General features: G+C 66.8%; 12 protein-coding genes. 8 read left to right on the top strand and 4 right to left on the bottom strand.

Translation table 11 applies throughout. The features are described from left to right. Window positions 1–14: 14 nt before the first annotated feature. Together AC0QTQ_RS14530 and AC0QTQ_RS14525 are read right to left on the bottom strand one after the other, a co-directional pair. Window positions 15–1,211: a multidrug effflux MFS transporter gene (locus tag AC0QTQ_RS14530; protein WP_480257160.1), complete on the bottom strand. Its 1,197-nt coding sequence runs from the start codon at window positions 1,209–1,211 to the stop codon at window positions 15–17. Between the two features lie 83 nt (window positions 1,212–1,294). After that, window positions 1,295–1,645, bottom strand: a complete 351-nt coding sequence (locus AC0QTQ_RS14525; protein WP_121532871.1) for a DMT family protein — start codon at window positions 1,643–1,645, stop codon at window positions 1,295–1,297. A 285-nt stretch (window positions 1,646–1,930) separates the two neighbouring features. Between AC0QTQ_RS14525 and AC0QTQ_RS14520 the strand changes: the two genes are divergently transcribed. From AC0QTQ_RS14520 to AC0QTQ_RS14500, 5 genes are all read left to right on the top strand, one after another. Next, window positions 1,931–3,463, top strand: coding sequence for an acyl-CoA carboxylase subunit beta (locus AC0QTQ_RS14520; RefSeq protein WP_480257159.1), 1,533 nt, complete (start codon window positions 1,931–1,933; stop codon window positions 3,461–3,463). 10 nt (window positions 3,464–3,473) lie between these two features. After that, entirely contained in the window at window positions 3,474–3,917 is a 444-nt protein-coding gene (locus tag AC0QTQ_RS14515) for a DUF6497 family protein (protein ID WP_480257158.1), read from the top strand. 538 nt (window positions 3,918–4,455) lie between these two features. Further along, window positions 4,456–4,851, top strand: a complete 396-nt coding sequence (locus tag AC0QTQ_RS14510) for a hypothetical protein (protein WP_480257157.1) — start codon at window positions 4,456–4,458, stop codon at window positions 4,849–4,851. Window positions 4,852–5,203: 352 nt separating this feature from the next. Beyond that, window positions 5,204–5,416, top strand: a complete 213-nt coding sequence (locus AC0QTQ_RS14505) for a hypothetical protein (RefSeq protein ID WP_128149400.1) — start codon at window positions 5,204–5,206, stop codon at window positions 5,414–5,416. Between the two features lie 164 nt (window positions 5,417–5,580). Beyond that, window positions 5,581–7,587, top strand: coding sequence for an acetyl-CoA carboxylase biotin carboxylase subunit (locus tag AC0QTQ_RS14500; RefSeq protein WP_480257156.1), 2,007 nt, complete (start codon window positions 5,581–5,583; stop codon window positions 7,585–7,587). A gap of 115 nt (window positions 7,588–7,702) precedes the next feature. On the opposite strand, the gene AC0QTQ_RS14495 is transcribed toward AC0QTQ_RS14500, so the two are convergent. Further along, entirely contained in the window at window positions 7,703–8,143 is a 441-nt protein-coding gene (locus AC0QTQ_RS14495) for a DUF4174 domain-containing protein (protein ID WP_480257155.1), read from the bottom strand. A 268-nt stretch (window positions 8,144–8,411) separates the two neighbouring features. On the opposite strand from AC0QTQ_RS14495, the gene scpA reads away from it, so the two are divergent. Then, window positions 8,412–10,541, top strand: a complete 2,130-nt coding sequence (scpA, locus tag AC0QTQ_RS14490) for a methylmalonyl-CoA mutase (RefSeq protein ID WP_480257154.1) — start codon at window positions 8,412–8,414, stop codon at window positions 10,539–10,541. Between the two features lie 161 nt (window positions 10,542–10,702). On the opposite strand, the gene nhaA is transcribed toward scpA, so the two are convergent. Beyond that, entirely contained in the window at window positions 10,703–11,893 is a 1,191-nt protein-coding gene (gene nhaA, locus AC0QTQ_RS14485; protein WP_480257153.1) for a Na+/H+ antiporter NhaA, read from the bottom strand. A 272-nt stretch (window positions 11,894–12,165) separates the two neighbouring features. Between nhaA and AC0QTQ_RS14480 the strand changes: the two genes are divergently transcribed. Beyond that, window positions 12,166–12,876, top strand: a complete 711-nt coding sequence (locus AC0QTQ_RS14480; RefSeq protein ID WP_480257152.1) for a TerB family tellurite resistance protein — start codon at window positions 12,166–12,168, stop codon at window positions 12,874–12,876. Next, window positions 12,857–13,870: an endonuclease/exonuclease/phosphatase family protein gene (locus tag AC0QTQ_RS14475; RefSeq protein ID WP_480257151.1), complete on the top strand. Its 1,014-nt coding sequence runs from the start codon at window positions 12,857–12,859 to the stop codon at window positions 13,868–13,870. Before AC0QTQ_RS14480 ends, AC0QTQ_RS14475 begins: the two co-directional genes overlap by 20 nt. Window positions 13,871–13,872 lie beyond the last annotated feature (2 nt).

Raw genomic sequence — 13,872 nt, 5'->3', positions numbered from 1 at the left:
GCAAAACTTCGGCGTCAAATCCCGAGGCGGCGACGGCGGTGATAGACCCAGCCGATCGCCGCGACCGAGCCTGCCGAGCACAGCCCCATCAGCATGACAAGCGGCAGCGCGCCGGTGCCCGGGCCGAGGATCAGCCCGGCGGCCGAGGAAACGATGGCGCCGCCACCGATCGTCAGCGTCGCGCCAAGGCCCGAGGCGGTGCCGGCAAGCTCGGGCCGCACGCTCATCATCCCGGCATTGGCCGAGGGCAGCGACAGCCCGTTGCCGATGCTGGTCAGCCCGACGGTGCCGAAGAAGAGCACCGGGTGGTGCAGGCCCGCCGCCTCGGCCGCGAGCGAGAGCGCGAGAATGGCAGTGGCGAAGGCGGAGCCGATCAGCACCATCCGGTCCATGCCGAGCCGCGTGGCGAAGCGGCCCGAGAGGAAATTGCCGATCACATAGCCGCTCGCGGGCACTGCGAAGAAATAGCCGACCTCGGCCGGGCTGAGCCCGAAGACCTGCGCGCCGACGAAGGGGGCGCCGCCGAGATAGGCGAAATAGACCGCCGAGGCGAGTGCCGCGGACAGGCTATAGCCCCAGAACCGGTGCGAGCGCAGCAGCACCGGATAGCCCGCCAGCTGGTCGCGGAAGGGAACGCCGCCTGCGCTCAGCGTCTCGCCCAGATCGGCCCAGACAAGGGCAAGGGTGAGGGCGCCGAGAACGAAGAGCAGCAGGAAGCTTGCCCGCCAGCCGAAGGCGACGTCGAGAAAGCCGCCCACCACCGGCCCGACCATCGGCACCAGCGCCATGCCCATGGTGACATAGCCGATCATCGAGGCGGCCTCGGGCCCCGGGAACATGTCGCGCACCGCGGCGCGCGACAGCACGAAGGAGGTGGCGATCACCGCCTGCGCGAAACGCGCGGCCAGGAAGGTCTCGGCCGAGGGCGCCAGAAGCGTGCCGAGCGAGGCGAGGGTGAAGACGGCATAGACCGCGAGCAGCACCCGGCGCCGGCCGAAGCGGTCGGAGATCGGCCCGATCACCAGTTGCAGGAGCGCCGAGACCCCGAGATAGGCCGAGACGGCGAGCTGCATCACCGCGTAATCCACGCCGAAATGCCGCGCCATGCCGGTCAGCGAGGGCAGGAACACGTTCATGCTGAGCGCGGCAAGCCCGGAGACAAGCACGAGGGTGACGATCTGGGGCGGGGAGCGACGGTTCAGGAAGGCCATGGCTCAGCGCTAGGGGCCGGGGCGGGCTTTGTCCATCGCGGAAATGTGTCGGCACAAGATGCCTGGGCGCGGGGCAGGGAGGCTCAGCTGCGGCCGGTGAAGATCACCGCGACGCCCGCGACGATCAGCACGAAGCCCGCGACGGTGCGCCAGGTGATCGCCTCGCCCAGCCAGACGGCGTTGAACAGCACGAAGATGGTGAGCGAGATCACCTCCTGGATGGTCTTCAGCTGCGCCGCCGACAGGGCACCATAGCCGATCCGGTTCGCCGGCACCTGCAGCAGGTATTCGAAGAAGGCGATGCCCCAGCTGACCAGAATCGCGACGATCAGCGGCGCCGACTTGAAGCGCAGATGGCCATACCAGGCGACCGTCATGAACAGGTTCGAGGCGGTGAGCAGCAGCACGGTGATGAGCGGAGCGGGAAGCGACATGGCGGACCTGCGACGAGGGGAGACAGCTCGGCTTAGCGCGCCGCGGCCGCTCTCGCCAGAGCCTTCGCAACGGCGGAGAGCGACGTGCAAGCAAGGGGTTGCATGTCCTTTCCGGCAGGATCACCTTGCGTCAGGTCGAAGCGGAAGGCGGGAGGAGTCGGCGCCGAAATTCGCGAATATGCAATTCGCACGCGAGGCGCTGCCAACAATTTGCAAATTTTCGCAAATCCGCTTTGTAATAATCTTGCGCAAGTATACGGTGCGCCAAACGTCGGAGGGGACCCCATGAAAGATATCCTGAGCGAGCTTGAAGATCGGCGCGCGGCTGCGCGTCTTGGCGGCGGGCAGCGCCGCATCGACGCCCAGCACAAGAAGGGCAAGCTGACCGCGCGCGAGCGTATCGAACTGCTGCTGGACGAAGGCTCGTTCGAAGAATTCGACATGTTCAAGACGCACCGCTGCACCGAGTTCGGCATGGAAGCCGAGCATGTGTCGGGCGACGGCGTGGTCACCGGCTGGGGCACGGTGAACGGCCGCATGGTCTATGTCTTCTCGCAGGACTTCACCGTGTTCGGCGGTTCGCTCTCCGAAACCCATGCCGAGAAGATCTGCAAGATCATGGACATGGCGCTGCAGAACGGCGCGCCGGTGATCGGCATGAACGATTCGGGCGGTGCCCGCATCCAGGAAGGCGTCGCCTCGCTCGCGGGCTATGCCGAGGTCTTCCAGAAGAACATCATGGCCTCGGGCGTGGTGCCGCAGATCTCGCTGATCATGGGGCCTTGCGCCGGTGGCGCGGTCTATTCGCCGGCGATGACCGACTTCATCTTCATGGTGAAGGATTCGTCCTACATGTTCGTGACCGGCCCCGACGTGGTGAAGACCGTGACGAACGAGATCGTCACCGCCGAGGAACTGGGCGGCGCCTCGACCCATACCCGCAAGAGCTCGGTCGCCGACGGCGCCTATGAGAACGACGTCGAGGCGATCGCCGAGACCCGCCGCCTGATCGACTTCCTGCCGCTGTCGAACCGCGAGAAGGCGCCGGTGCGTCCCTTCTTCGACGACGTGAAGCGCGTCGAGGAAAGCCTCGACACCCTGATCCCGGCGAACCCGAACCAGCCCTACGACATGAAGGAACTGATCCTGAAGATCGCCGACGAGGGCGATTTCTTCGAGATCCAGAAGGATTACGCCGGCAACATCATCACCGGCTTCATCCGCATCGAGGGCCAGACCGTGGGCGTCGTCGCGAACCAGCCGATGGTTCTGGCGGGCTGCCTCGACATCGATTCGAGCCGCAAGGCCGCGCGTTTCGTGCGCTTCTGCGATGCGTTCGAGATCCCGATCCTGACCTTTGTCGACGTGCCCGGCTTCCTGCCCGGCACCGGCCAGGAATATGGCGGCGTCATCAAGCACGGCGCGAAGCTGCTCTTCGCCTATGGCGAGGCGACCGTGCCGAAGGTCACCGTCATCACCCGCAAGGCCTATGGCGGCGCCTATGACGTGATGGCTTCGAAGCACCTGCGTGGCGACTTCAACTATGCCTGGCCGACCGCCGAAATCGCGGTGATGGGCGCCAAGGGCGCGGTCGAGATCCTCTATCGCTCGGAACTGGGCGATGCCGAGAAGATCGCGGCGCGCACCAAGGATTACGAGGACCGCTTCGCGAACCCCTTCGTGGCGGCCGAGCGTGGCTTCATCGACGAGGTGATCATGCCGCATTCGACCCGTCGCCGTGTCGCCCGGGCCTTCGCCTCGCTGCGCTCGAAGAAGCTCGCGAATCCCTGGAAGAAGCACGACAACATTCCGCTCTGAGGGGCGCGGAATGGGGCGCGTGGCCGGGCAGATGCGACGCCTGAGCGGGATGGCACTCGTCATCCTGACCGGGATCGTGCCTGCCTGGCCCGCCTCCGCCGGGGCGGCGGGGGAGGGCGCACCGGTTCCGGTGCCTTCCGGCGAGGAGGTGCACTGGATCGAGACGATCCGGGATTCGCAGGGGCCCGCCGGGCTGACCCTTCGGTTCCGCTTTCTCGCTCCCGGAATCGGGGGCGGGAGCCCGATCTCGCAGGAGGCGGCCCAGGCGGACATGCAGGCGTTGTGCGATGGATTCGCACTGTCCCGCGTGCCCGAAACCGGATCGAGGCCGGCGCAGATCATCATCAGCCTGTCGGACCGGCTTGTCCCCTTCGGGGAGACCGATGACGACGCGGTGCAGTATTTCGAGGCCTATTCCATCGAGGACGGGGCCTGCGTTTGGGAGTTGTTCTGATGCGTGGCGGGAGGAGCCGGAAAGCAGGGCAGGGGGCGGGCGCGCGGGCGCCGCGCCGCATGCCGGCTTGCCTTGCGGCTTTTCCGCATCGGAATGATGCGGCCGCGCCACAGCGGCTGCAGATTGCATCTTGCCACTTCTTCGCCCTGAAAACGCAAGATATTGTGACACCGGGCCGGAATCATCCGGCTCTTGGCATGATCGGGGAAAAGGAACCGCGGAAGATTGCGCCGCGGCAGCTCCAGCCCCATTGGAGAACAAAATGTCGAAAGCTCTCATCGCTGTTGCTCTGCTCGCCTTCGTCGCCGCCTGCGCCCCGAAGACCGAGCCGGTCGCTCCGGCCGTCACGACCGAACCGACCTACACCGGCAAATACAAGTGATCTGATCCGGGGGCGGGGCGTCGCTGCCGCCCCCGGCTTTTCGCGGGTCGCCGCCCAGGCCTTGTGCCGCGGCGACCGGCTGCCCTCCCGTCGCGCGTCGCAATGGTTGCCTTCGGCACCGCGGACGTGCGAACTGATCCGTCAGGAGGGCAGAACATGCTGAAACATCGCGGATTTCCCGGGCGTTTGCCCGGCACCGACTATCACTTCACGATCCGGCGGGCGAACAAGGAAGGCCCGACGAAGATCATCCGGCGCGAGCGCTACAAGGATCGCGCCCCGGCCGACCGCCGGGCGGACGCGGGCTTCATGGCCGCGCTGTGGGACTATTTCGGCGAGGAACCCTTCGAGCGTGGCAATCTCGACGCCGGCCGGCTGAGCTGGCTGATCGGGCGCGAGGTCGTGGCCGCCGAGGAACCCTTCGACCCGGCGTCCTATGACCAGCTGCTGCAGATCGACGTGAAACGCGCGCAGGCCTCGTTCCCCGAGGTCTTCTCCGATCCCGACGCGTTCAGCTGGGACGAGGGCGACGACGAGGACGACTGGTCATGAGCACGCCGCTCCTTCCGCACCATGGGCAGCTTGCCGCCGACCGGCTTTTCGCCGGGCGGAATGGCTTTGCCAAAGCCGTGCGGGCGGCGCAGTCTCGTCCCATGGCCAGCCCCCGTTTCCAGTCGGGCGCCCGGTCTCACATCCCCACCCCTTCCTTGACGTCGCGGTTCGGCCTTGCGGCCGGACCGCACCCCCGTTTCCGCGCCGATCGGCGCCGCCTTGCCGATGCCGACGCGCATCGGCGGTGGCTTGCCGATCGGGCCGAGGGGGAGCGCGAATTGCACTTTTCTTCACATCGGGCTGCGTTAGGTTCCGTCGCAATAACAACCCCCGATGGAGGCAGTGTTCCGACATGCGCAAATCCCCGATTCTTCTCGCCCTGCTCGCTGGTGCCGCTCTGGCCGGCTGCATGGAAACCGACGGCCAGCGCGCCCTTGCCGGCGCCGCGGCGGGTGCCGTCGTCGCCGATGCGACCGACAACAACGCGATCGCCGGTGCGGCGATCGGCGCGGCCGGCGGTGCGCTGTGCGACGACGTGGGCCTGTGCAACAAGCGCGGCTACTGAGACCATTCTGACGGCCCGCCCCGGCGCGGCCGCTCGACGCCATCCGACCAGCAATGCCACCGGGGGACAGCCCCCGGTGGCATTGTGCGTTCTCGGGGATCACATCACCAATCATGTTGAGAAGGCGCGGAACGATTTCCCGCGCCTGGAGGGAAGGGACTGACATGTTCAAGAAAATCCTGATCGCAAACCGCGGCGAGATCGCCTGCCGCGTGATCAAGACGGCGCGCAAGATGGGGATCAAGACGGTTGCCGTCTATTCCGACGCTGACGCGAACGCGCTGCACGTGAAGATGGCCGACGAGGCGGTGCATATCGGCCCGTCGCCGGCGAACCAGTCCTATATCGTGATCGACAAGATCATGGACGCGATCCGCAAGACCGGCGCCGAAGCGGTGCACCCGGGCTATGGCTTCCTGTCCGAGAACATGAAATTCGCCGAGGCGCTGGAGAAGGAAGGCGTCGTCTTCATCGGGCCGCCCTCGGGCGCGATCGAGGCGATGGGCGACAAGATCACCTCGAAGAAGCTGGCCAAGGAAGCCGGCGTCTCGACCGTTCCGGGCTACATGGGGCTCATTGCCGACGCCGAGGAAGCGGTGAAGATCTCGAACGAGATCGGCTATCCGGTGATGATCAAGGCCTCGGCCGGCGGCGGCGGCAAGGGCATGCGCATCGCCTGGAACGAGCAGGAAGCCCGCGAAGGCTTTGAAAGCTCGAAGAACGAGGCCGCGTCGAGCTTCGGTGACGACCGCATCTTCATCGAGAAGTTCGTGACCCAGCCGCGCCACATCGAGATCCAGGTGCTCGGCGACAAGCACGGCAACTGCGTCTATCTGCACGAGCGCGAATGCTCGATCCAGCGCCGCAACCAGAAGGTCATCGAAGAGGCGCCCTCGCCCTTCCTCGACCCGGCGACGCGCAAGGCGATGGGCGAGCAGGCCGTGGCGCTGGCGAAGGCCGTGGGCTACACCTCGGCCGGCACCGTGGAATTCATCGTCGACGGGCACAAGAACTTCTACTTCCTCGAGATGAACACCCGTCTGCAGGTGGAACATCCGGTCACCGAGCTGATCACCGGCATCGACTTGGTCGAGCAGATGATCAACGTCGCCTATGGCCGCGAGCTGCCGTTCAAGCAGGCCGACCTGAAGATCAACGGCTGGGCGATGGAAAGCCGGCTCTATGCCGAAGACCCCTATCGCAAGTTCCTGCCGTCGATCGGCCGTCTGACCCAGTACCGCCCGCCGGTCGAGGGCCCGACGCCGCGCGGTGGCATCGTGCGCAACGACACCGGCGTGTTCGAGGGCGGCGAGATCTCGATGTATTACGACCCGATGATCGCCAAGCTCTGCACCTGGGCGCCGACGCGCCTCGAGGCGATCGAGGAGATGCGGCTTGCGCTCGACACCTTCGAGGTCGAGGGCATCGGTCACAACCTGCCCTTCGTCGCGGCGGTGATGGACCATGACCGCTTCATCAAGGGCAACATCACCACCGCCTTCATCGCCGAGGAATATCCGGACGGCTTCCACGGCGTCGAGCTCGACGAGGAGACGCTGCGCAACGTGGCAGCGGCGGTCGCGGCGATGAACCGCGTCACCGAAATCCGTCAGACCCGAATCTCGGGCACGCTCGGCAACCACGAGCGCAAGGTCGGCGACGAATGGGTGGTGACGCTGCAGGGCCGCGAATACCATCTGAACGTGGCGGCGGACCGCGACGGTTCGACCATCACCTTCGAGGATGACGGCGGCCACAAGCGCGTCACCTCGGACTGGGTGCCGGGCCATTCGCTCGCCACGCTCGACGTCGGCGGCCACCCGCTGGTGCTGAAGGTCGGGTTGATCCCGATGGGCTTCCGCGTGCGTGTGCGCGGCGCGGATCTGAAGGTGCACATCCGCACCCCGCGCGCCCACGAGCTTGCCCAGCTGATGCCCGAGAAGCTGCCGCCGGACACCTCGAAGTATCTGCTCTGCCCGATGCCCGGCCTGATCGTGAAGATCTCGGTCGCCGAGGGCGAGGAGGTGCAGGAAGGTCAGGCGCTGGCCACCGTCGAGGCGATGAAGATGGAGAACATCCTCAAGGCCGAGCGTGCGGGCGTGGTGAAGAAGATCAACGCGGCGCCCGGCGCCTCGCTCAAGGTCGACGACATCATCATGGAGTTCGAATGATGCAACGGCGGTCGTCGCGGAGGAGGGGGGCCGAGTGCCCCGCCGCCCCGGCGGCCGCCGGCGCATGCGTTCCGACCTGCCGCGGGGCCGCAAGGCCCCCGGCGTCATTTTCGGGTCAGTATCCCGTGGTCATGCCGCTGCCGGCACCGCGCCGGATCTCCTCGCGCCGGATCGGCATCTTGTCGATCGCGCCGATGATCTCGCGCCCGCTCCAGGGCAGGGGCTTGCGCGCCGCGATGGTGCCGTCCTTCTCGATCAGCACCAGCGAGAAGCCGCGCGGGCGCAGCTTGCGGCGCAGCGCGCTCATCGGTTCGGGCGTGGTGTCGGTGATGACGACGACGTCGCGCGCCGCCAGATCCGGCCAGCGCTCGGCAATCGCGGTCATCTGCTCGGCGAAGGCCGGGTCGGCCGTGCTGTCGGCAAAGACGACGACGGGGCGCTTTTTCCAGACATACGTGGCAAGATCGGCTTCGGCCCCGGGCACCGGGGCGAAGGCGGGCGCGGCCGCGGGGGTGTCGGCGGGGTCTTCGGCACGGGCCGGGGCCAGCACCGTCATCAGCGCGAAAGATGCTGCTGCCAAAAGGCACAAGGGTCTGATGCGGGGTCTGATGCGGGGTCTCATGCGGGGCCTCCTCGGGGCAACTATAGGGGCTTGCCGGCGCGGGGGCCATGGCCCGGCGCGGGGGCCGAAGGATTTTCCGGCCGCCCGTTGACGGGGCCGGGGGTGAGGAGCGTGACCGTGGCGCAAGGCGTCGCTGCGGCTGCAGGGTTGAAGGGACGCCACCCGGCCCCGGCCGGGCGGTGCTGAGAGAAGGGATCGTTCGATGACGAACAAGAAAGAGGATTGGGCCAAACTTGCCCAGAAGGAGCTCAAGGACCGGCCGCTCGACAGCCTGACCTGGAACACGCTCGAAGGGATCGAGGTGAAGCCCCTCTATACCGAGGAGGACACCGCAGAGCTGCCGCATCTGGGCACCCTGCCGGGCTTCTCGCCCTTCACCCGCGGCGTGCGCGCCACGATGTATGCGGGCCGTCCCTGGACGATCCGGCAATATGCGGGCTTCTCGACCGCCGAGGAGAGCAACGCCTTCTACCGCAAGGCGCTGGCCGCCGGGCAGCAGGGCGTCTCGGTCGCCTTCGACCTCGCGACGCACCGCGGCTATGACAGCGATCACCCGCGCGTCGTCGGCGACGTCGGCAAGGCGGGCGTCGCGATCGACTCGGTCGAGGACATGAAGATCCTGTTCGACGGCATCCCGCTGGAAAAAGTCTCGGTCTCGATGACGATGAACGGCGCCGTTATCCCGGTGCTGGCGAACTTCATCGTCACCGGCGAGGAGCAGGGCGTGCCGCGCGAGAAGCTCTCGGGCACGATCCAGAACGACATCCTCAAGGAGTTCATGGTCCGCAACACCTACATCTATCCGCCCGAACCCTCGATGCGGATCATCGCGGACATCATCGAATACACCTCGAACGAGATGCCGAAGTTCAACTCGATCTCGATCTCGGGCTACCACATGCAGGAAGCCGGCGCGAACCTGGTGCAGGAGCTGGCCTTCACCATCGCCGACGGCCGCGAATATGTCCGCACGGCGCTCGCCCGCGGCATGGACGTCGACGCCTTCGCCGGCCGTCTGTCGTTCTTCTTCGCGATCGGCATGAACTTCTTCATGGAAGTGGCGAAGCTGCGCGCGGCGCGTCTGCTGTGGTCGCGTGTCATGGCCGAGTTCAACCCGAAGAAGCCGGGCTCGTCGATGCTGCGCACCCACTGCCAGACCTCGGGCGTCTCGCTGCAGGAGCAGGACCCGTACAACAACGTCGTGCGTACCGCCTACGAGGCGATGGCCGCGGCGCTTGGCGGCACGCAGTCGCTGCACACCAACGCGCTTGACGAGGCGATCGCGCTGCCGACCGAATTCTCGGCCCGCATCGCGCGCAACACCCAGCTCATCCTGCAAGAAGAGACCGGCATCACCCATGTCGTCGATCCGCTCGCGGGCAGCTACTACGTCGAAAGCCTGACCGCGCAGCTGGTCGACGAGGCGTGGAAGCTGATCGAGGAAGTCGAGGAAATGGGCGGCATGACCAAGGCCGTGGCCTCGGGCATGCCGAAGCTGAAGATCGAGGAATCGGCGGCCAAGCGCCAGGCGATGATCGACCGCGGCGAGGAAGTGATCGTCGGCGTGAACAAGTATCGTCTCGCCAAGGAAGAGCCGATCGACATTCTCGACATCGACAACGTCAAGGTCCGCGAGGCGCAGATCGCGCGGCTGACCAAGATGCGGGCGACGCGGGACGAGGCGGTCTGCCAGGCGGCGCTCGCCGAGATCACCCGGCGTGCCAAGGAAGGCGGCAACCTGCTGGAGGCCGCGGTGGATGCGGCGCGTGCGCGCGCCTCGGTTGGAGAGATCTCGATGGCGATGGAAGAGGTGTTCGGCCGTCACCGGGCCGAGGTGAAGACGCTCGCCGGCGTCTATGGCGCGGCCTACGAGGGCGATGCGGGCTTCGAGCAGATCCAGAAGGACGTCGAGACCTTCGCCGAGGAAGAAGGCCGCCGTCCGCGCATGCTCGTCGTGAAGATGGGCCAGGACGGCCATGACCGCGGCGCCAAGGTGATCGCGACGGCCTTTGCCGATATCGGCTTCGACGTCGACGTCGGGCCGCTGTTCCAGACCCCGGAAGAGGCGGCGCAGGACGCGATCGACAACGACGTGCATGTCGTCGGTATCTCGTCGCAGGCCGCGGGCCACAAGACGCTGGCGCCGAAGCTGATCGAGGCGCTGAAGGAAAAGGGTGCGGGCGACATCATCGTGATCTGCGGCGGCGTCATTCCGCAGCAGGACTATGACTTCCTGAAGGCCGCCGGGGTGAAGGCGATCTTCGGGCCCGGCACCAACATCCCGGCCGCGGCGCGCGAGATCCTCGACATCATCCGCACCGCCCGCGCCTGAGGGCAACGGGCCAGACTGTGACGCCCCCGCACGGGGCGTCCCCGAAACAGGAAGAGGGGGGCGCTGCCCCCCTCTTTGCTTTCAGCAAATTCACCCCCCGGGATATTTCGGGCAATTGGAAGCGGGAAGGGCGCCTGCGCCCCGGTCCCGTCCCGGGCGCCTCAGGCGTCCTCGTCCTCATCGGCGGCATTGGGGTCGGTCTTTGCGATGCGCAGCACCGCATAGCCCAGCACCGCCGAGATCAGCGAGCCCGCAAGCACCCCCATGCGCACCGCGTTCATCTTGTCGTCGGTCTCGAAGTTCAGCGAGCCGATGAAGAGCGACATGGTGAAGCCGATGCCGGCGAGGCAGGCGATGCCGTAGAGCTGCACCCAGGAGGTGGCGGCGGGCAGGCGGGCGACGCCGAGCTTCACCATCGCCCAGGTCGCGCCGAAGACGCCGAGCTGCTTGCCGAGCACGAGGCCGAGCGCGATGCCGAGCGGCAGCGGCTGGAACAGGTCGCCGATGCCCATGCCCGAGAGGTTCACCCCGGCATTCGCATAGGCGAAGATCGGCACGATCAGGAACATCACGTAAGGGTGCAGCGCGTGTTCGAGCGCATGCGCGGGCGATTTGCCGTAGCGGTCCTTGAGCGGGATGAAGAAGGCGGTGACGACACCCGCGAGCGTGGCATGCACGCCCGATTTCAGCACCAGCACCCAAAGCACGGTGCCGAGGATCAGCGTCGGCGCCAGCCGGTGGCCACCGGTCAGGTTGCGCAGCAGCATCAGCGCGATCGGGATCAGCGCGAGCAGCAGATAATGCGTCTTCAGATGTTCGGTGTAGAAGATCGCGATGACGAGGATCGCGCCGAGGTCGTCGAGGATGGCGAGGGTGAGCAGGAAGATCTTCAGCCCCGCCGGCACCCGGGTGCCAAGGAGCGCGACGACGCCCACGGCAAAGGCGATGTCGGTCGCGGTCGGGATTGCCCAGGCCTTGGCATTGGCCGCATCGCTCCAGTTGAAGGCGAGGAAGATCAGCGCCGGGGCGAGCATGCCGCCAAGCGCCGCCACCCCGGGCAGCACCACATTCGCGGGTTTCTTCAGCCGGCCCTCGACGACCTCGCGTTTGAGTTCCAGCCCGACCAGCAGGAAGAACACCGCCATCAGACCGTCGTTGATCCACAGGATCAGCGGCTTGGACAGGCCGTCATCGCCCAGAAGGACGGAGAACTTCGTATCCAGCACATCGGTGTAGAGCGTCGACAGGCTCGAATTCGCGGTCAGGAAGGCGAGCACCGTCGCCAGCATCAGGACAATCCCGCCTGCCGCCTCGTGCTGAAAAAGTTTCTCGATACGAAGTAGCGCCTTCATCCTGTCCCCTCGGTCGTTTTTGGAATAGTCCCCCCGCAAATGGGCGTGAAAGGGGTCGGATTTCAACCCTGTGATGGCGAAAACCGGCTTTGGGCATCGGAAAAAGCGGGATTGCACAGCCGGCAGGCAACGGGCAGTGTCGCGCCGGAACAGGAGCCGCGGCGATCCGTGCCGCGCCGCTCTGCTCCCGCGCCGGCGGCAGGCGGCCGATTTCCGGGGCGGGCGGATGCGGAGCGGGTGCAAAGGTGCGGCGGAACGGGTAGGATCGGGCCATGGACAAGCCGCTTTCCCTCTGGGGCCGCATCGCAACGGCGGTCGGCGCCCTTGCGCGGGGCGAGGGGCTGTCGTCTGTCTTCGATCAGCTGCGCAGCCCGCCCGAGCGCTCGGTCGCCTTCACCATCGCGGTGATCGCGCTTGGCGCGAAGATGGCGAAGGCCGACGGGCAGGTGACGCGCGACGAGGTGGCGGTGTTCCGGCGCATCTTCCAGATCCCGCCAGGCGAAGAGGCGAACGCGGCGCGGGTCTTCGACATGGCGCGCACCGATGTCGCGGGCTTCGACGCCTATGCGCGCAAGATCGCGGCGATGTTCGGGCCGGGCAATCCGGTGCTGAAGGACCTGCTCGAGGGGCTGTTCGCCATCGCCATGGCCGACGGCAGCTATCACGAGGGCGAGGATGCCTTCCTGCAGGAGGTGGCGCGGATCTTCGGGCTCGAGGACTGCTGCTTTGCCGCGCTGCGCGCCGCTTTCGTGCCCGATGCCGAGCCCGACCCCTGGACCGTGCTCGAACTGCCGCCCGGCACGCCGCTGCCCGAGGTGCGGGCGCGCTGGCGTGATCTGGTGCGCGAGGCCCATCCCGACCGGGCCATCGCGCGCGGCCTGCCCGAGGAGGCGGTGCGGCTGGCCGAGGCGCGGGTGGTGGCGCTGAACCGCGCCTGGGAAGATCTGCAGGCAAGGGGCAGGGATGCGGATCGCCACCTATAACGTCGAGTGGTTCACCAATCTCTTCGACCGACGCGGCCGGTTGCTCGACGACGATCAGTGGTCGTCGCGCTACAACGTGACGCGGGCGCAGCAACTTGGCGGGCTTGGCATCGTCTTCACCGCGATCAATGCCGATGCGGTGCTGATCGTCGAGGCGCCCGACGACAATTCCCGGCGCAAGACGGTGCCGATGCTGGAAAGCTTCGCCGCCTATTTCAATCTGCGCCAGCGCCGCGCGCTGATCGGCTTCTCGAACGAGACACAGCAGCAGATCGCGCTGCTTTACGACCCCGATGCGGTGAGCGCCGTCTTCGATCCGCAGGAGGGCACCGAGGACTGTCCGCGCTTCGACCGCAGCCTGAAGATCGACCTCGACATCGACGACACGCTCGACACCGTGACCTTCTCGAAGCCGCCGCTCGAGGTGGCGCTGACCACCAGGGCGGGCAAGACGGTGCGGCTGATCGGAGTGCACATCAAGTCGAAGGCGCCGCATGGCGAGATCGACGCAACGTCCGAGGTGCGGATCGCGATCGAGAACCGGCGCAAGCAGCTGGCGCAGTGCATCTGGCTGCGCCGGCGCATCGACGCTCATCTCGACGCGGGCGACAGCCTGATCGTTCTGGGCGATTTCAACGACGGGCCGGGGCTTGACGAATACGAGCAGCTCTTCGGCCGTTCGGGGCTCGAGATCGCGGTGGGCGAGGGCAGCCCGCCCGAGCGGCGGATGCGCGATCCGCATGCGCGGCTGCGGCACAGCCATTCGCTGGCCGCCCAGCCCGCCTCGGCCCGGTTCTGGCTGCCCGAGGCGCATCAGTATTTCTCGGCGATGCTGGATTACGTGCTGCTCTCGCCCGACCTGTGCGTCGACGATCCGGCCTGGCGGATCTGGCACCCGTTCGACGACCCGGTCTGCTATCGCACGCCCGAGCTGCGCGAAGCCTTGCTGCAGGCCTCGGATCATTTCCCGGTGACGGTGGACATTCCGATCTGAGC

The organism is Paenirhodobacter sp. YD-8, assembly GCF_056590935.1.
This window is presented reverse-complemented; position numbering and strand designations above follow the sequence as displayed.